The following is an 18,257-nucleotide window of genomic DNA, read 5'->3' as shown; positions in this document are numbered from 1 at the left end:
ATAATGAGAACAAGCGGCCATTTGACACTTATTCTACATCAGCCGTTGACTACCGCAAAAACGGCGATCAACACAGCGAACAGCAAACCAAAAAGCAAGTAACCTTGTGCTTTCATATTCTTTAGTCCTTTCTGTGTCCAGTGATGGGATAGACGATGGTATTCAATAAGGCGCCAATGATGATGATCATGGCGGACAAGTAAAACCAAAGCATCAGAACGACAATTCCGCCGAGTTGGCCATAGAGCGCCGAATAGTTGTTTCCCCTGACATAAGCGGCAAATCCCATGGAAACGAGCTGCCAGCCGATCATGGAAAAAAAGGCGCCCGGAATCACTTTCGTCACGTTCAGCTTCACGTTCGGTGCAAAATAATAGAGTCCGATGAAGAATAGAAATAAGAAGAGACTGCCTAATCCCCATTGCATGAAAATCCATAATTTATGATAGCCATCTAATGAAAAAACATCGTTTAAATAATGCTTCATCAGCTGTTCAATGATCGGAACGAAAACGGAGAACAAGATTGCGATCATAAAGCCAATCGTAAGTACAATTCCTTCTAGTATTAGTTTTATAAAACTTTCTTTCACCTCAATGGCATAGGCATCATTCAATACACGTTTGATACATTGAAAACCCATGGAAGAGAGCCATAAGGTGAAAATCAAACTGAATGACAGCAGATTTCCCTGCTGGTTCGTAACGGTGTACGTCAGGGTCTTCTCGATCAAGTGATACGTATTTTCAGGAGCGTATGGTTTTGCTAGTTCCAAGATGTTTTCTTCTTGTATGGGCATGTAGGACAATAAAGAATAAATCACCAATAAAAACGGAAACACAGACATCAAAAAGTAATAGGCCATCTGGGCAGACAAATCATATACTCTCAGCGTAAAAAAGCGGTTAGCGAGCTTCTTTAGAATATCAGCAGCTGTCATAATAGCCCCCTTTCTTTTCGGCCTTCAAGTCATTCAGCCATTATACATTTCATAGAAAAAAATGCAAATGGAAGGCAGCCCCACTTCTGCATTCCTCTGGTGGACATGGTACAAAGGATATGTGGCTTCTCACAGTTTTAGAAGCCTTTTTCATTAAAATGGTGCCAGGCACCGTGATTACACAACTGTGTAAACGCGGTGCCTGACACCATTATGTAAACCATCTTTATGTTAACTCCTGATGCACTTCATGAGCTGCATTCACAGCGGATTCAATTGAGCCCTGCATCCAGCCGTGAGTTTTGGTCGCATGTTCTCCCGCAAAATGAAGCCTGCCTTCTGGAGTGGAAATGGCATCTCCGAATTCCTGCTCCTGAAACGGCTTAAACATTGTGAAAGCCCCGCCTGCATATGGATTGTTCGTCCAGCAATAGGAAACGCCCGTCGTAAACTCCCTGTACACTTGAGATCCGTGTAAAAAGGAGAGACACTTCAGCGTTTCATAGATCCTCGTCTGGTTCGGCAGGCAGCTCCAAAGATTGGAATCATCTTCCCATGTATAGCTTCCGAGCACCACTCCTGACTGGATTCCATCCGGATAGTGGCTCGGATAATATGTAAACCGGGATGCCTGGTCAGATATCGCCTTTCCTCCCCGCAAACCTTCTTCTTCCCAGAATCGCCGTTTAAATTGCAGACCTACTTTTGTTGAAGGCACATAATGGAGCTCCCGAATCGCTCGTCTTTTATAGTAGGAAAGTGACTGCTCGGGCTCAATCTGTACAAAATTCAGAACGGAAAAAGGTAAGGTGATAATTGCCCGGTCAGCTTCAAAGACTTCTGTTTCTCTGCTTGTCGGATGTTCGGTGTACAGTTTTACTGTTTTTGGGCCCTGTACAATTCTCGTCAATCTTTTTTCCATCAGCAGCCGGTCACCGAGGCGCGGCACAAAAGCTTTCGGAAGCTGGTCATTTCCTCCAGTAATCTCAAACCACTTCATCTCCCGGTTAATAAATATAAGCAGGATGTCTCGCAACGTTTCCAGAAAAGAAAGCTCAGGAAATCCTTCCAGTGACAGAAGGACCTTGATTTTATCCACCGCACCTGAAGATAAAGACCTGCCGAAGGGGTTATGTTTCAGGAAACCATCTACCGAATAGTTTCCGAAGCGTTTGATGATGATGGGCCAATGCCGTTCAGGATCCTCGTTCACATAATCCACGAGCGGCTGAATGGCATATCTTAAAAGGGTTTCTGCCGTTCTTCCTTTCTCATGCGCTGCAACCGGGAAGCCAAGCAGATCGGGATTCTTATCATAAATACCAGAACGTACTTTTCTTCCATTAATATAAAATAAATCATCCGGCAGTGCGTTAACAAATCGGTTATACGGCAGTTTGAATTTATGGAGGTATTCAAACACCAACTTGTGATTTTCAGGTATCCTCATAGCCCCTGCCTCAAAATGGTGCCCTTCTGAAAATGGTGATCGGACGGAGTAAATTCGTCCTCCAACCCGCTGGGAGGCCTCCAGGATACGTACATCATGGCCAGCATCCAGGAGCAGCGTCCCTGCTACCAGCCCTGCTATTCCAGCCCCGGCCACTATTATTTTCTTTGGGGCTGCAGCAGGTTCCAGTCCCTTCCTGATCACGTTCAGCATTTCATCTTCTGATAGGATTCTTCTTACCATACGAAGCCCTCCAACCCTCGAACTTATTCCCAATATATTCCTCATGCGGAAAGAAAATTAATTTTAATATAACAATAAACTTAAAGCCCTCTACTAGAATCCCAGGGCATAGGGACTGTTCTTATTCTAGAGTAAAGCCCGATTACGGTTCATAGACCAATAGGCTGTTTCCTATATAAAAATAAAAATCCCGCATCTGCGATTGACTCGCAGTTGCGGGATTTAGTTATTCGGTGTTTTGATTATGGTGCCAGGCACCTCTTTTACACACATGTCAAAACGCGGTGCCTGGCACCATCAAGTAGAGTGGCACCATTATGTAAACTCCTATACAGGCAGTTCCAGCGACACCGTTGTTCCCTTTCCCACCTCTGAATGAACTTCCAGCGTCCCGCCTACAGCCCGTGCTCTTTCTTCCATGCTGAACAAACCGACACCGGGTTCATCATATTCAGCATCGAACCCTCGGCCATTATCGCTCACATTCACATGGACACTCCCATCCGTATCCGTGCCCTGAATGGATACCGCCGCTTCAGTTACACCTGCGTATTTCCGCACATTCGTTAGCGCCTCCTGAATAACCCGGTAAATGGTCGTTTCTTTTTCAATGCCCAGCCTTCCGAAAAGCGAGCAATCAAACTTCACGTCAATCCCATAGTTTTCACCGAAACGAGACAAAAATGAACGAATGGCAGGAACAAGTCCAAGATCGTCCAGAACGGACGGGCGCAATTCCCAGGAAATATCGCGCACTTCTTCAATCAGTTCTGATGCCTCCTGCTGCATTTGCTCCAGCAGTGGATGCTCCTTTTCCGAACGCATCCGGTTGATCGTAATCAAGTGACTGTACAAATTTTGCCCGATGCCGTCATGCAAATTCCGCGACAGACGCTTCCGTTCTTCCTCCTGTACGTCCAGCAAGCGGGTCATCATATGCTGAAGCTCCTTCTCCACCCGCTTTTTATCAGTAATCTCAGAACGGATGGCCAAGTACTGATAGGGTCTTCCGCTTTCTTCAAGAAAGGGGACGATAGTCGTGTCCACCCAGTAATAGGATCCATCCTTTGCCCGGTTTTTCACTTCACCACGCCATACCTTGCCGCTTGAAATGGTTGACCAAAGGTTCTGCATGAACGCCTTAGGATGATAGCCCGAGTTGATCAGACGGTGATCCCGGCCCACCAGTTCCTCCCTCGGATACTGGGACACGCTGCAAAACTTATCATTCACGTAGGTGATGATTCCCCTGCGGTTGGTAATCGCCACGATCGCTGACTCGTCCAGTGCAAATTTAAAGTCGGCCAATTCCTTTTCGCGGGCATAAGTGCCAGCAGTATCCTCTGCCTCAATCTTAATATCTTGAAGGAGCAGCAAAGAATACGTCGTACCATCCAGCTCAAATGAACTCTTTCTTATAAAAAGAGGAAATTCACGGCCGCTCTTTTCTTTCCCAAAGCAGGGGACCAATTTCTCCTCTTCCAGCTTCTCGATGTTCAAGACAGGAACCAGTTCTTCAATCTTAACCTCATTTAAACTCGGCCATCCAAATCTATCTCGAGCCGCTTCATTCATTGACTTAACTGCACCGGAGGAATCAATGATTATCTGTCCGTTCCTCCCTTTATCCTTTTGGTCCACTTTCATCCCCTCTTTTCAAAAGAGCTATTTATACCCTAGGAGTCCTTTTTTCAGAGCATATTCAACCAGTTCTGGCCTGGTTTTCAATTTAAGTTTCTCCATTAGATGGCCTTTATGGGTCTCCACCGTCTTCACACTGATAACCAGCTGTTCACCGATTTCTTTATTAGAATAGCCTTTGGCGATTAAGGTCAATACTTCCTTTTCACGGTCTGACAGCAACCTGTAGGTATCCGTTGTTCCCTGTTTCACATGATTTAAATATTCTTCCATAAGGCGTTTGGTAGCCGACGGATTCAAATAAGCATTTCCATAATAGACACTCTGGATGGCTGCCATGAGTTCTTCGTGCGGTGCACTTTTCAAAATACATCCTGAAGCACCTGCCTGAATCGCCTGAAATAAATATTCCTCATCGTTGTGCATCGTTAAAATCAGGATGGCACAGTCAGGAAGCTGCTTCTTTAACTCAGAGGTCGCCGACAGCCCATCTTTGCCATGGGGCATGCTCAAATCCATGATGACGACATCCGGCTTGAGTTCCAGTGCTTTTTGAATCCCTTCGTTACCTTCCGATGCCTCCCCGGCTACATCGAAATCCGGATGAGCGTTCAGCAGCATCATGAGCCCCTGCCGCACCACCGCATGATCATCCACAAGCAGAATCTTAATCAAGGTAGGTCCCTCCTTCCTCTTTTCATCACATTTCTTCTAGTTTACCATTTTCGGTTTTGGTTTGGTGCCAGGCACCGGCTTTTGACATATGTCAAAATGCGGTGCCTGGCACCAAACAATTCTCCACCAAACCCCTCCACCAAACAATCCAATTGTTAGCCGCATTAATATTTGGGTTGGGTAAAGAGGATTTTGTTTCTTAAGCAAAGAATTTAGTAGGATAGAAAAATAATTTCAGTATAAGAACCCAAACGAACACCACTACTTCCCTGATTTCAACTTAATCGATACAGTAGATGCTTACCCTTTTCATCACAGCCATTGTTGCGCTTACGATCGGAAACATGCCATTCTGCACGGAAATTTTTTTTAAAAAAAGGGGAGGTTCAATAAGTGGTGATCGAAAAACAGCTCTATGCGTTTATGCTAGACCATTCACATCACATGGCGGAAGATTGGCTTCAAAGCAGAGCCACAGAAGAATATTATATTTATTCGCTTAACGCTTCAAGAGAGATTGGAAGTACGCTTCGAAAACAGCATATTAAATTCACCACTATGCTCGCTGACTGCATGATGAGTGGGCACGATCCTTATCCGTGGGCCAAAGAACTCGCCCAACAAAGGAAGAGTGCTGGCGTTCCGCTTATTAAAATTCTTCAGAATTTCAACCGCTGCCGAGAGATTTCCTGGCGGTATATCCAGCAGTTTGCCGATTCTTATGCCGAAGACGTCCGCACCTCTCACATCGGTGCGTGGAGTTTACAGTTTAACCGTGCTTTTGACCGTGTGATTGAAGTTTTCACCAGCCATTATCACCAATTCGACGATGGCGTAACATTCGAGCATCGAAACATGATCCAGACGGGTGTCCCCGTTATCCCCATTACTGGGAACATTGGAATTTTGCCGCTAGTCGGTGAATTGGATACATTTCGGGCCACTTTCATTCAGGAGCAGACACTAAACAAGGCAAGCAGCCTGAAGCTTCAGTATTTGATCATTGATCTGTCCGGTGTCTATACTCTCGACACCACGGTAGCCGATGAGCTCTTTACGGTCATAAAGCAGCTGTCCTTGCTCGGCATCAAAGCAATCATATCTGGTATTCGACCGGAGATTGCACAAACCAGTATCAAGCTTGGTTTGAATTTCTCGGATATCTTAACGTTTGGAAGTCTTAAAGTCGCCTTGGCCCATTTACTTGAACCTAAGAAAAAAGTGAAGATTTAGGTTAACTGAATTTGAATTGCCACAGAGTCTTCTATTCATTTAATCTTAGTCATTCAAAGTTCACAGCCTGTCTTTTAAAATGCTTCTTCATGGACTATGGAAGATTACAATAAAGCAAAGTTTAGGGTAGTTAATAGACTTTTTTTACCTCTGAATAGTACGTTGCCTCAATCCCCTATCGCCGAGCTTTCCTGCACACACGATACCTATACTTTTAATTCCCAATGTTTCGAGATCACTAAGTTTTTTCTGCCAACACACAAAAAACCGAATCATGGCCTTTTTAAAAGCATCTTAGATTCGGGGTTACAAACACTTTTCTTATTTTAATATAATTCTTCCCTGAACATCTGTCTTTTTCTCAACTTATGCTTTGGCCACAAATAAAAGGGCCGTAATTGATGAAAAAGCTTTTTTCTAAATTAAACCAAACAACCTTCTCTATTTTATTTATGGGAAAAATAACAAATATTATTTTACATAAATAGCAATGAAGAAAAAAAGTAATTTAGAGGTCCCTGTTCTATACCCCTTATACCTTCCACCCCAATTCGTTAATGTAATAGTTTAATAGTTTTTTATAGTTTTCACCGTACTTCTCGTCCAATTCCTTGCTGAAGTCCTGTTCGATCTGCTGCATGATCAGGTCATGGTAGAAGCCATTTTTAAGCATCTCAATTACAGCTGGATGATCTGTCTCTGCCGAAGACGGTTTGAGTGTCCCGCCAAAGCTCCCTATAAAAGCTGTTTTTGAATCGCATAGAAGAGAGAATTTACGTTCATCTGTATGCCATTGATCATCTCTTTGGCGGACGATCACATTTTCCAGGGGTATGCTTGTTTCTCCAATCGATATGAGCACAACCGTTACTCCCCGTTTTTCTGCGTCGAGCAGTACGTCTTCCATCCATGAAAGGTCCTCTGCCCAGATTTCAGCTACAATCGATGTTTCCGCATTGGCGATCACTCTGCGGAGTGCAAGATCAAGTCCCCTGTTTCCCTGCCAATTATAAAAGGCGGGTGCAGGCTGCGGAGGAGTCTTCAATTCTTGGATAAGCACTTTGGACGTTTGCTCAAATTCTGTTTGAAAAAGACGCACCCAATCCTCGATTGGCACGGCATTGTATCGAACCGAATCTCCTTCCTTGCTTCGGCATGCCCCTTTTTCCGCGAGAGACCTTAGCGCGGAATAAACATTTGCCCGTGACACTGCTACCCTTTTCGCCACTTCATAGCCTGTCAGTTCAGGTTCTTCGTGCAATGTGATATAGCATTTAGCCTCGAGTTCCGTCATTCCTAGCTTTTTCAATAGATCAATCATTATTTTCCCTCCGATTATTTCGGTGCCAGGCACCGAAGTAGTGTTTCTTAAAACTACTAAAGAGGAGTATTTTATAATACTACTTAATTTTATTCTACTTTATGATAGCCGAATATTCCATTATTTTTCATCTTCCTGTTGAATTATTGCCACAAATTTTAACGTTCGGTGTGTGCCTGGAGGATTTGCAATCGGATCTTAGTGATGGCGAGCCTTATGAAGGCAAAGAGCAGATACACGAGCGCGTGATCAAGATGAGTAGCCTTGCAGAAAAGGCACCAGCACAGGTTACTTCCTATAAACTTAGTCCCCGTACGCTCATTGTTGTCCGAGAAGGAGTTTTAGTTGCCATCGAAAAGCAATTGATCAGATGAGACGCTGATGGTATCCAACCTACAGCTGGAAAAGGCCTCTTGCAGCAATTTGACGACTATGTTTCTATATTGAATGCAGATATCCTGGATATTTTTGTGGACTGGGACTTCGAACTGGATAACAGTGTGATTACATTCATTTTAAAAGAATAACGTGCGGCAGTAATGAATTGGACAATGTGTGTCAAACATGAGCCGAACGAAGAGTGAAGGGCAGTCCTTTTCTTTTCGGCTCTTTTTGCGTCCCGAAAGAGCTAATCGGACTAGCAAGCTATAACAAAGGGGTTTTGTCGATATTGCTGACAAACACGAGATTTTGTTGTTTATGAAAGAGCTCCGTCGAGTGCTTCAAGATTACAGCAGATGCAAGAAAGGGTTTTTCAGAAAAATATCGGAGAGGACATCCTGTTTTTAAGCACCATTGATTATGAGGAGCAGCATAGCCATCAGATGAAACTAGCGAGCCGGACCTGTTTTTTAGAACGGGATGGTTAGTGGCAGGAAATCGGGAGGAGACCACGAATACTATATTAGGAATAAAAGAGGCTTCCTGTTTGAAATGATCTGAAATGTCATCATAAGACTAAAATATTTAGGTGGAACTCGATGGATAAATCGAAAGCAGAAAAGGATTTAAGCAGTTATATCGGAAGAATTCTTAGAGATCATTTTGGAAGAGGACCTGGCTCTGTTTTTGTCACATTGTCCAAACCCTATGTGACGATGTACTTTACAGAATTTCTTTCGCCCACTGAACGGTCGCTGCTTAACACCAACCAGGCAGCTTTTATCCAAAAGATACGAGATATGCTGATGGAGCAGTTCATTGGGGAAATTACGGATTACCTTAAAATGCAGCTCGGAATGGATATTCAGGAGTTTTATTATGATTGGAACCTGGACACTCAGACAGGGATTTTTGTGGCTGTCAGTAAGGACTCACCGGACAACCTATTAGCCGGTGCTTATAAAAACCAGGAGCAGATTCATACGGAGATCGACCGGATGAGCTTTGAGGCGGAAAAGAGCCCCGAGGGAATTTCGTCCTACCTGCTGAATGCCAGAACGCTGATTATTTTCCGCGACAAAATTTTGGTGAATATTGAAAAAGAATTGATCGCTCTGGGGGCCGATGAAACACTCCGAATCGCAAAGCGGAGGCTGGAAAGAAGGCTGCTGGGTGAACATACGCCACAGCTGGAGAAGCTTCTAGGCACCACGATTGCTGACTATTTTATTGACTGGGATTTTGAGCTTGACCGGAGCGCTGCGATATTAATATTAGAACCAATTTCATAAGGGCAGCAACAAGCTAGGCATGGAACTAGATGTAAGCCAAAAGGAAGGGCGTCACAGCCCTCTTTTTGGCATTTTTTTATGATGTGCAGCAAAGGGGATGGTACGTATGCTACATGATCACCACATAGGAAATTTAACAGGAAAACAAAGGGTAATGCGCTATGCTTGATACCATCATTGTCAATATTCACTCAGAACAGGATATCGTGGATGCAAGACAGCATGGGAAACGACTCTCCAAAAAGCTGAAATTCTCAACGATCAACCAGATTCGGATTACTACGGCTGTCTCAGAACTTGCCAGAAATATTTATTTATACGCAGGAAAGGGCAAAATAACGTTTGAATTCCTTTTTAAACAGCAGAAATCCGGCATTAAAATCATTGCTTCTGATCAAGGGCCCGGGATTAAAGAGGTTCGAAGAGTGCTGGAAGACGGCTACTCTACTTCAGGGGGTCTTGGAATGGGGCTGCCTGGGGTAAAACGGCTGATGGATGAATTTATCATCGATTCACACGACGGTGCTGGCACGACCATCACTGCCGTAAAATGGGTGCAATGACGGTGAAAATCCAAGGTGTGTGATGGATCTGCGCCTTATTTTGACAAATGTTTGTCATTTGCTTCAACTCAGTTGACTACCGGCTCCGTATACCCCATGATGTCAAGTGTGAGTATATATTACTAAAGGAGCTTTTCTATGGATAAAGCCTTTAAAGGAATGGCCGTCTTTACAAGTGTCATCATGTTCTTATTAATGATCGCCGGAACTCTTGTGACTGACACAGACTCCGGCATGGGATGCGGAAGTGACTGGCCGCTGTGTAATGGTAAATTTATTCCCGAATATACCGTTGCAACGATGATCGAATATACGCATCGTCTGATCACCGGTTTTGCAGGGATTGTTGTTATTATTTTCTCGATTTGGGCATGGCGCCGTTACCGCGGCATCCGTGAAGTGAAAGGTCTTGCCATTCTCGGAATCAGCTTTATCATCGTTGAATCCATCATTGGTGCAGCAGCTGTTTTATGGCCGCAATCGGCTGAGGTTCTTGCGATGCATTTCGGATTTTCTCTGTTAGCCTTTACAGGTGTAGTTCTCTTGAGTGTGTTTGTCGTCCAAAAGGACAGGTCCCATTTGCTCGTTAAAAGCGCCGTATCGAAGCGTTTTAAGTGGTTTGCCTGGATTACGGTCGCTTATGCGTATCTTGATATCTATTCCGGTGCGTACTTGCGCCACGTAAAAGCAAGCCTGGCGTGTACTGATTTTCCTGGCTGCTATCCCGGCAATTTCTTGCCGCTGGCCGGCCTGCCGGGTATTCACTACCTTCACCGTATGGCAGCTGTCGTACTGTTCTGTCTTGTACTTGGATTGTTTATCTACTCCTGCAGGCATTTGCGCGGCAACCGGCCGGATCTTTATTACGCATCACTTACCGCGTTTATTTTAACACTCTTACAGGGTGTCAGCGGCGTGCTCGTCGTTCTGACCCGCTTGAACATTTTTGCTACATTGTCTCATTCAGCGTTAATCACTCTGCTGTTTGCGGTGCTGTTCTATGTTGCATTGCAGACGAGGAAGAAACCTGAATAATGAAGAAAAACGGTCCAGGACGAGAAGCCTGGGCCGTTTTTTTATGTTGCTTGTACTTAGCCAGATGAAAATGATTGCGTCGAAACGAGTCAATTCATGTCGAAAGGAATCCAATCGATAATAAAAATGCCCTTTTCGATAATAAATCCGTGCTTTCGATAATAACAATAGAATATCGATAATAAAAGCCTTGGACAGTGGATGGACAAGATAAATAAGCTGAAAATCCTCCTAAACATGCAGTAAAAAGGCTTCCTACACCTCACAAAAGCCGAAATGCCACGGTTTTAAGCGTATGTAGAACTATTTACTTATTTATTCATCAAAAACACTTCAAATCTTTCAAAAAAAGCTAAAAAACGCTGCATATGAGAAGAGCAAAATAAAAGGGGCTGTCCAAGAAGTCTGGTCCCGCAGGAGTCTCGCACCTTCCACTTCAATCAACTTTTCATTGAAGCCAAAAAGGAGCTGCTGAAGGTCAATTTTCGACTTTCAGGACAGTCCCACTTAACTTTATTTCACATGCAAAAACTTCACGCAGACCGGATAAGGAACGAACGCATCCGATTGCAGGAGCGCCAGTTTGCCTGTATTTTCGTCTCTTGAGAAAAGAACAAGGTTGCCGGATTCCTGATTGGAAGCCACGATAAATTTTCCGGAAGGATCGAGCATGAAATCACGCGGCCAGTCGCCTTCTGTCGGCGTGCGGTCGACAAATGATAATTCGCCTGACTCCTCTTTCACGCTGAAGATTGCGATGCTGTTGTGTCCGCGGTTACCTGCGTAAACAAAACGGCCGTCGGCAGAAACATGAATCGCACTGCCTTGATTGTTTTCCGTGAAATCTTCAGGGAGAGTGGAAATCGACTGAAGGATAGAAAAGCTGCCGTCTTCTTCGTTGTATGCCAATACAATGACTTCTGAACTGAACTCGGTCATAAGGTAAGCTATTTTGCCGTTCGGATGGAACTCGAGATGCCTCGGACCGCTCCCAGGCTTCACAGACAGGCTGCTCACCTCTTTTAGCTCTCCGTTATAGAGCTGATATGTGATGAGCTTGTCGATTCCAAGATCAACGACAGCTGCATATTTTTCATCCGGAGTAAAACCTGCATAGTGGGTGTGAGGCTTTTCCTGTCTTTCATCGGGGCCAGAACCTTCATGCTGGATAACGGAAGTTGCAGGGTGCACGCCTTTTCCTTGTTCGACCGCCAAACGCTCAACCGTTCCTCTGTGATAGTTCGCCGTCAGCACGTTGCGGTTTTCACGGTCCACACTGACATGGCAAGGAGAAGCTCCCTCTGTCAGCTGGCTGTTCAGCAGTGTCAGCCCTCTTGATTCATTGGTGATCGAGTAAGCAGCAACGCCTCCCATATCTCCGTCCTTTTTTACGGCATAAAGGTATTGATTGTCTTCACTGATCGTTAAGTATGTAGGATTCCCTAGTTGAGCTGCTGCTTTAATATCTGTAATTCTGCCTTCTTCTGTATCGAGCGTAAAAGAGTAGATACCTTTGCTTTCACCTTTAGTATAGGTTCCGATATAGCCTGAGTACTTTGTCATCGTAATGATCTCCTCTCTAAAATTCTGATTTCTTAAATTCTAACACAAGCAGTCACAAAGAAACCTGTTCGAACCCTTATTGTTCGCGCAAAAAAAGCATGATATTCATTCCGAATACCATGCTTGAAGGTTTTATTCGACTGCTTCCTCTGCTAACTTGGCGGTGCCAGGCACCGCGTTTTGACATATGTCAAAAGAGGGTGCCTGGCACCAAAACATTAGTTTTTCAGAAAGAAGCACAGCGCCCTTGGCAGATCGTCCTTCCAGAAGATCCAGCGGTGCTCTTCGTCTTCCACATGATAATCAAGGGAAAGCTCTTTCTCCCCAAACACCTTCATCATGCTTTTGTTGCCGTCATAAATATGGGCGATTTCCCCGGTAACCGGCGACTTAAAGTTATTCTCCCGCTCACCGACGACCTGATAGATCTTCCAGTCCGACTGCTGGATCTGACGCCGTGCATCCTCCGCCATCTCTTCATCAAATGCGGCAGACTGAAGCATGAGGTGCGACCAGATCTCCGGTTTTTTCATGGCGAGGTAAAGTGAGATGACTCCGGCAAGCGAATCCCCGAGTGATCCCATTTTGACCACGTTCATATTGATGGCCTTCAGCTTTTTCTGCACGTCCGGCAGCACTTCGTTATAAAAGAATTCGGTAAACGCCTCAAAGAGCTCGCCGTTCGGATGATACACCTCTCTGCGCTGTGAGGGAGATCCCGGGCTGACCGTTACCATGACTAGGTTCTTGGCGAGTTCAGGCTTTTCCTCCAGCAGTTTTTCAAACGTTTCCTGGAGTCCTCCAAGCTTCATGTAATAATATCCGTCCTGCACGAAGAGGAGCTGCACATCCCCCTCCTGAAGCTGATCAGAAAACAGCCACTTCACTTCAATTTCACGGTTCAACTGGCTGCTGTGCATCCGGTTTTCATTGATTAATAGACTAATGGGTAACCCTCCTGACTAACTGCTCTTTTATCCATGTTTTATCATAGCATGAAAGGGCCACGCAGTTAAATTGCCCTATGAAAAACAATTCAGGACAGGCAACAATGAGTTTTTTGAAAAAAGTGGTGAAAAATTCGCTGTTTCTTGTTTTACAGACAGGATGGAAAAACACCCTAATTCATCATAAAATTCGCGGCTGAGAGCGGAAATGGGTTCCGAGCCCATAAATTATCGAAAACGGCGCTTTTATTATCGATTCACTCCATTCCTTCTTCAAACATAGAAAAACAGCCGCACTTAACTGTAAACACGGCTGTCTTTCGAACTATTCTCCTGCTCCCTCAACGGCTTTTTCTTTTTTAATAAAAAAGGTAAGTACAATTCCAATGAGAGAAAGAACAGAAATGACCATAAAGGCAATGTTCGCGCCATACATATCCGGATGAGCAATGTCAGGGAGATGCTTGGCCGTTTCTTCGGTCGTCGTCATCACCGTAACAAGGATCGCTGTACCAACAGATGCAGCAATCATCCTCATCGTAATATCCATGGCCGCTCCATGAGGAATGAGCCGTTTGGGCAGCTGATTTAAACCTGCGGTAGCTGCTGGCATCATGACCATGGACAAGCCGAACATGCGGACTCCATACAATACTGTGATATACGTAAACGATGTCGCCGGCCCTAGAAAGGAGAAGGCAAATGATGACACCGTTATGATGGTTAAGCCGGTTAGCGCCAGCCATTTCGCTCCGATCCGATCAAAAATCCTGCCAGTAATCGGTGACATCAGACCGGTGATCAAGGCACCTGGCAGCAGGGCCAGACCTGCTTCGAACGCAGTGAAATCCCTCATGTTCTGCATAAACAGCGGAATGATTGTTTCCGCTCCGATCAATCCCATAAAGGTGATCATTCCAATGGAAACAGTGATCGGAAATATACCTTTAGTGAAGACACGGAACTCAAGCATCGGATGTTTCAAGCGCAGCTGCCTTGTAATAAACAGCACGAGTGCTGCTGCACCCGCCAAGAGGGAGATCACCGTACTCTTCGCCGTCCATCCGTAATTGCCCGCGCACGTAAATCCATACAGCAGACCTCCAAAACCAACCGAAGACAAAACGATGGAGAGGACATCCACTTTCGGTTTCGTCACTTCTGTCACGTTTTTCAAAGAAAAATAGGCGATCAAAATATCAATAAGTGCGATCGGCAAGATGATAAAAAACAGAACTCTCCATGAATAATGAGAGGTTACCCAGCCTGATAAAGCGGGACCGATCGCTGGTGCAAAGGATATGACGAGACCGATTAATCCCATGGCTGCGCCGCGCTTATGCACAGGGAAAATCATTAAAAATACAGTTTGCATCAGCGGAAGCATGACCCCTGCACCGCTCGACTGGATAACCCTCCCCAGCAGCAATGTCTCAAAATTAGGGGCAAATCCAGCCACTAATGTACCAAAAGCAAATATGCTCATGGCGGTGATAAAAAGCTGCCTCGTTGAAAAGCGTTCCAATAAAAAAGCACTGACAGGAATCATGATCCCGTTCACAAGCATGAACACGGTTGTGAGCCATTGGGCACTGTTTGCTGTAATGTGCATTTCTTTCATAACCGGCGGTATCGCTGTGATCATGAGCGTTTGGTTCAGTATAGCGATAAAAGATCCTGCGAGCAGGAGCGCTACGATGGTAGACTGTTTATAACTTGATGTTTCCATTCCTTTTTTGAGCCTCATTCCCTTTTATAGTTATTATTGTCTTCATCTTATCTTAAACGTTTACGTAAAGCTATTGAGCCGACTTTCTTTTTTGTGGTGCCAGGCACCGGCTTTTGACATATGTCAAAAAGCGGTGCCTGGCACCCTCAAACGTCCGAACAAAAAACCACCCTGCTTTGCCGCCAGGCGGAACAGGGTGGTTTTCACTTCGTCTGTCTTAATTCACTGTCACTTTCACGGCTTTGCTTTCGCGTTTAGCGGCATCCGTCACGGTTACGTAAAGGACAGTGCCTTTCTTTTGTTTCTTGATGCTGGCTTTAAAGGTTCCTTTTGCGCTTACTTTTGTTGAAGAGATGACCTTTTTGGCTTTGTCTTTCACTTTGATCGTTCCGTTGGCTACTGCTTGGCCCGTTACTGCGGTGGATTTCGTCGTTACTTTGTCCACTTTTGGCATATCAGGAGCCGGAGCTTTTCCTACCACTGCTTTCAGGGCTGTTTTTTCAGATCCTGAAGTGTTGGCAATCTCAACGTGGAGCACTTGGCCTGCTTTTTGAACCGGAATTTTAACGGCAAACGTTCCTAACGCGGGTACCGTTGTTTTTCCAAGCACTTTCTTGCCGTTCTTCACGGTAACTTTAGAGCCTTTCGCTGCGATGCCGGATAGGGTGTTCAGATTATCAAGAACCGGGTTCACCTTTGCGTTGAGTTTAACCGCACTAAGTGCACTGAACGCATCCAGTCTTCCCCATCCTGATGCTTCATCATAGCCTGGAACCGGTTTTGGTCCTTCTTCATATTGGTCATCCGGCTTATCGACTTCGCCAAAGGCAATGTCATCCGCACTCTGTGTTAGAACTCTTTCAATATCTTTTGCTTTTAAGCGCGGGTTCTCAGACAGCAAGAGCCCTGCAACCGCTGCAACGTGCGGTGTGGCCATGGACGTTCCTGACATATACGTGACGTTTCCGTTAGGCACAAGACTTGGAATGTTGGAGCCGGGTGCTACGAGATCAAGTCCTTTGCCATAGTTGGAATAGTCGGTCACAACATCCATATCATTTGTTGCGCCAACACCGATCGCGTATTTTGAAGAACCCGGATAGCCGACCATGGAATCGCCGTCGTTTCCAGTCGCTGCAACAATGGTCGCACCTTTGTCAGAAGCATATTTCATCGCATATTCAAGCACACGGCTGTATTCGCCGCCAAGGCTAAGGTTGATGACCTTTGCCCCTTTATCTGCCGCGTATTTAATTCCTTTTGCGATCTGTTCGGTATCCCCGGAGCCAGAAGCGTCAAGAACTTTGACCGGAAGAATTTGTGCGTTCGGGTTGATTCCTGCCATGGAGTAGCCATTGTCTGCGGCTGCAGCGATGATGCCGGACACGTGAGTACCGTGGCCCATGTCATCCAATGGAGCCTCACCAGATGTGACAAAATTTTTCCCGAGGTCAGCACGTACTTTGTCTTTCAAATCAGCGAGGGTATAATCTACCCCGGTATCAACAACCGCGATCAGTGTGCTGTTCAGGTTTGATTGATCTGCGAGCTTTTTCATCGGTTCAAAATTGATGTCTGCTCCTGCAGCACCTTCATTTTTTCCTGTATTCTTCAGTGACCATTGATCGTTGTACTGAACATCATTGGACATGGAGTGATAATGCTGAACAGGTTCAACAAATTCTACGCCCGGCAGCTTCGCAAGCTTTTCCGCTGCTGCTTTTACTGACGCTGCTCCACTTTTTGATGTGGCGCTGTATTTGCCTGAATCATCTGCTCCATCCACGTTCACCACATACATGCTGCCAAGAATTTTATCTTCGGATTTGAATGCCGATTTTGCAGCTGATTCGATGCCATAGGTTTGAAGCTTGTTGTTTATTGACTTGCTGGTATAGCCGTCTTTCATTTTAACAATAAGCTTGCTGGACATTTCTTTCGTGCTTTGCGGAACGAGTTCTGCTTTTCCTAAAAGATCAGAAAGTCTCTCGCCTGCAAGCGAAGAAACGCCTACCTGCTTGCCGATTTTTTCGATATCGTCCTTATAAGCATCAGGAGAGGCTTTCAGCACAATATCATAAAGTTCCTTGATCGAGTTCTGGTCTTTGCTGGAGAGGACATACGTGCTTTGTGCACCGTTCTCTGCCAATTCATTAAATAAAGGTTTTAGAGCTACTAGATTGTTGTACACATCTTGGCGAAGATCCTTGCTGAACACCATCTTTACTACGAGGAATGGTGCGGTATTGTAATAGAGGGAGGAAAGAGATCTGCCTTCCTCTGTCTTTGACAGCAAGCCGTCACGCAGCTGGCGAAGCTGTGTTAAAAGCGCTTTTCCAGATTTCTGCTGGCCGGTACTCATTTCTACCGGGCATTCTTCTTCCCCGGCTGACTCAACGGATGGCGGAAGTTTTTCGCCTTTATAGCCGAGCGTGTAATTTGCTTTTTTCGGCTCAGCAGAAGCCGGTGGATCCTCAGGTGTTTCGGTATCTTCACCGAGGTATTCCACCTTTATGTAATAAGGTCCCTGCCATGCATACGGCACGTCCAGTTTTACTGGTTTATCAGGTGTTTCGGTCGTTGTAAAGCCGCGATACATGCTAAATGTTTCATCATTTCCTGCTTTTTCTATGCTTGGATATACGGAAATGTTTAAATTTGCATCACTAGTTAATGAGATTCGCATATGAGAATCTTTTTGAATATCCTCTTGATTCGGTGTAATCTTGTACCATTGTGTTTGTTCAGGCTGGTCGAACGTTCCATCCACCGTTTGATCCTTTTCGAGCGGTGCCGCTTTTTCAAGGGACGAGCCGCCTTCTGCCTTCGCTACACGTGCTGCCGCTGGTGAAAACATGCCTGCGATCAGCGCAAATATGAGCAATAAGGCTGTCATACTCGATGTCTTTCTCATTCTCATTCCGATGCCTCCTTGGGTTATGGTCAAAAAAAGAAAAGGGCCTGTTTCGCCCATAACGCTATTTAAACACATTCAGCAGATTAATAGGTAAAATCTTCTAAAATTAGCAGAAAAACATTCTATCGGCCTACGTAAACGGATTCAGTTACCGTAAAATGGTAATTATTTCCTACTCTGTTACCAAAACTAGCAAACCATATTTTTTATAAAAATTTACAATTCTCGTCATTGGGGATCTGCTCAATCCCCTTTCATTGATTTTTATGGGAAAATTTGCTTTAGTTAAATAAAGAATCATAACAAGAATGACGGAAGATCCGCCAA

General features: G+C 45.0%; 14 protein-coding genes. 5 read left to right on the top strand and 9 right to left on the bottom strand.

What is annotated here, in order from left to right; translation table 11 throughout:
- Nucleotides 1-121: 121 nt before the first annotated feature.
- The 4 genes from OKX00_RS02045 to OKX00_RS02030 all read right to left on the bottom strand — a co-directional run bounded on the left by OKX00_RS02045 (nucleotide 122) and on the right by OKX00_RS02030 (nucleotide 4,949).
- A complete protein-coding gene (locus OKX00_RS02045; protein ID WP_265409203.1) occupies nucleotides 122-940 on the bottom strand; it encodes a YihY/virulence factor BrkB family protein in 819 nt (272 codons plus the stop codon).
- Between the two features lie 226 nt (nucleotides 941-1,166).
- Nucleotides 1,167-2,633: a flavin monoamine oxidase family protein gene (locus OKX00_RS02040; protein ID WP_265409202.1), complete on the bottom strand. Its 1,467-nt coding sequence runs from the start codon at nucleotides 2,631-2,633 to the stop codon at nucleotides 1,167-1,169.
- Nucleotides 2,634-2,960: 327 nt separating this feature from the next.
- Nucleotides 2,961-4,280 carry a PAS domain-containing sensor histidine kinase gene (locus OKX00_RS02035; RefSeq protein ID WP_416054287.1) on the bottom strand — a complete coding sequence of 440 codons (1,320 nt, stop codon included), beginning with the start codon at nucleotides 4,278-4,280 and terminating at the stop codon, nucleotides 2,961-2,963.
- Nucleotides 4,281-4,298: 18 nt separating this feature from the next.
- Nucleotides 4,299-4,949, bottom strand: coding sequence for a response regulator transcription factor (locus OKX00_RS02030; protein WP_322114339.1), 651 nt, complete (start codon nucleotides 4,947-4,949; stop codon nucleotides 4,299-4,301).
- A gap of 393 nt (nucleotides 4,950-5,342) precedes the next feature.
- On the opposite strand from OKX00_RS02030, the gene OKX00_RS02025 reads away from it, so the two are divergent.
- Nucleotides 5,343-6,182, top strand: a complete 840-nt coding sequence (locus OKX00_RS02025) for an STAS domain-containing protein (RefSeq protein WP_265409199.1) — start codon at nucleotides 5,343-5,345, stop codon at nucleotides 6,180-6,182.
- Between the two features lie 532 nt (nucleotides 6,183-6,714).
- Here the strand turns inward: OKX00_RS02025 and OKX00_RS02020 are convergent.
- A complete protein-coding gene (locus OKX00_RS02020; RefSeq protein ID WP_053356591.1) occupies nucleotides 6,715-7,503 on the bottom strand; it encodes a TrmB family transcriptional regulator in 789 nt (262 codons plus the stop codon).
- A gap of 185 nt (nucleotides 7,504-7,688) precedes the next feature.
- Between OKX00_RS02020 and OKX00_RS02015 the strand changes: the two genes are divergently transcribed.
- From OKX00_RS02015 to OKX00_RS02000, 4 genes are all read left to right on the top strand, one after another.
- Nucleotides 7,689-7,877 carry a hypothetical protein gene (locus tag OKX00_RS02015; RefSeq protein ID WP_265409198.1) on the top strand — a complete coding sequence of 63 codons (189 nt, stop codon included), beginning with the start codon at nucleotides 7,689-7,691 and terminating at the stop codon, nucleotides 7,875-7,877.
- Nucleotides 7,878-8,483: 606 nt separating this feature from the next.
- The gene (locus OKX00_RS02010; RefSeq protein WP_265409197.1) at nucleotides 8,484-9,176 is read left to right on the top strand and encodes a Na-translocating system protein MpsC family protein; all 693 of its coding nucleotides are present in this window, start codon (nucleotides 8,484-8,486) and stop codon (nucleotides 9,174-9,176) included.
- A gap of 161 nt (nucleotides 9,177-9,337) precedes the next feature.
- Nucleotides 9,338-9,739, top strand: a complete 402-nt coding sequence (locus tag OKX00_RS02005) for an anti-sigma regulatory factor (RefSeq protein WP_265409196.1) — start codon at nucleotides 9,338-9,340, stop codon at nucleotides 9,737-9,739.
- Nucleotides 9,740-9,877: 138 nt separating this feature from the next.
- The gene (locus OKX00_RS02000) at nucleotides 9,878-10,774 is read left to right on the top strand and encodes a COX15/CtaA family protein (RefSeq protein ID WP_265409195.1); all 897 of its coding nucleotides are present in this window, start codon (nucleotides 9,878-9,880) and stop codon (nucleotides 10,772-10,774) included.
- Nucleotides 10,775-11,287: 513 nt separating this feature from the next.
- Here OKX00_RS02000 and OKX00_RS01995 read toward each other — a convergent pair.
- The 4 genes from OKX00_RS01995 to OKX00_RS01980 all read right to left on the bottom strand — a co-directional run bounded on the left by OKX00_RS01995 (nucleotide 11,288) and on the right by OKX00_RS01980 (nucleotide 17,933).
- Nucleotides 11,288-12,337, bottom strand: a complete 1,050-nt coding sequence (locus tag OKX00_RS01995) for a lactonase family protein (RefSeq protein WP_265409194.1) — start codon at nucleotides 12,335-12,337, stop codon at nucleotides 11,288-11,290.
- A 218-nt stretch (nucleotides 12,338-12,555) separates the two neighbouring features.
- Nucleotides 12,556-13,257: an alpha/beta hydrolase gene (locus OKX00_RS01990; protein ID WP_265409193.1), complete on the bottom strand. Its 702-nt coding sequence runs from the start codon at nucleotides 13,255-13,257 to the stop codon at nucleotides 12,556-12,558.
- Nucleotides 13,258-13,609: 352 nt separating this feature from the next.
- Nucleotides 13,610-15,013, bottom strand: a complete 1,404-nt coding sequence (locus OKX00_RS01985; protein ID WP_265409192.1) for an MDR family MFS transporter — start codon at nucleotides 15,011-15,013, stop codon at nucleotides 13,610-13,612.
- 217 nt (nucleotides 15,014-15,230) lie between these two features.
- Nucleotides 15,231-17,933: a S8 family peptidase gene (locus tag OKX00_RS01980; protein ID WP_265409191.1), complete on the bottom strand. Its 2,703-nt coding sequence runs from the start codon at nucleotides 17,931-17,933 to the stop codon at nucleotides 15,231-15,233.
- Nucleotides 17,934-18,257: the final 324 nt, after the last annotated feature.

The sequence above is a fragment of the Fictibacillus sp. KU28468 genome (assembly GCF_026153615.1).
Lineage (GTDB): Bacteria > Bacillota > Bacilli > Bacillales > Fictibacillaceae > Fictibacillus_C > Fictibacillus_C marinisediminis.
This window is presented reverse-complemented; position numbering and strand designations above follow the sequence as displayed.

Coding starts and splice junctions, on each gene's coding strand:
- OKX00_RS02045 (WP_265409203.1), bottom strand. CDS start 940: ATGACAGCTGCTGATATTCTAAAGAAGCTCGCTAACCGCTTTTTTACG.
- OKX00_RS02040 (WP_265409202.1), bottom strand. CDS start 2,633: ATGGTAAGAAGAATCCTATCAGAAGATGAAATGCTGAACGTGATCAGG.
- OKX00_RS02035 (WP_416054287.1), bottom strand. CDS start 4,280: ATGAAAGTGGACCAAAAGGATAAAGGGAGGAACGGACAGATAATCATT.
- OKX00_RS02020 (WP_053356591.1), bottom strand. CDS start 7,503: ATGATTGATCTATTGAAAAAGCTAGGAATGACGGAACTCGAGGCTAAA.
- OKX00_RS02010 (WP_265409197.1), top strand. CDS start 8,484: ATGGATAAATCGAAAGCAGAAAAGGATTTAAGCAGTTATATCGGAAGA.
- OKX00_RS02005 (WP_265409196.1), top strand. CDS start 9,338: ATGCTTGATACCATCATTGTCAATATTCACTCAGAACAGGATATCGTG.
- OKX00_RS02000 (WP_265409195.1), top strand. CDS start 9,878: ATGGATAAAGCCTTTAAAGGAATGGCCGTCTTTACAAGTGTCATCATG.
- OKX00_RS01995 (WP_265409194.1), bottom strand. CDS start 12,337: ATGACAAAGTACTCAGGCTATATCGGAACCTATACTAAAGGTGAAAGC.
- OKX00_RS01990 (WP_265409193.1), bottom strand. CDS start 13,257: ATGCACAGCAGCCAGTTGAACCGTGAAATTGAAGTGAAGTGGCTGTTT.
- OKX00_RS01985 (WP_265409192.1), bottom strand. CDS start 15,013: ATGGAAACATCAAGTTATAAACAGTCTACCATCGTAGCGCTCCTGCTC.
- OKX00_RS01980 (WP_265409191.1), bottom strand. CDS start 17,933: ATGAGAATGAGAAAGACATCGAGTATGACAGCCTTATTGCTCATATTT.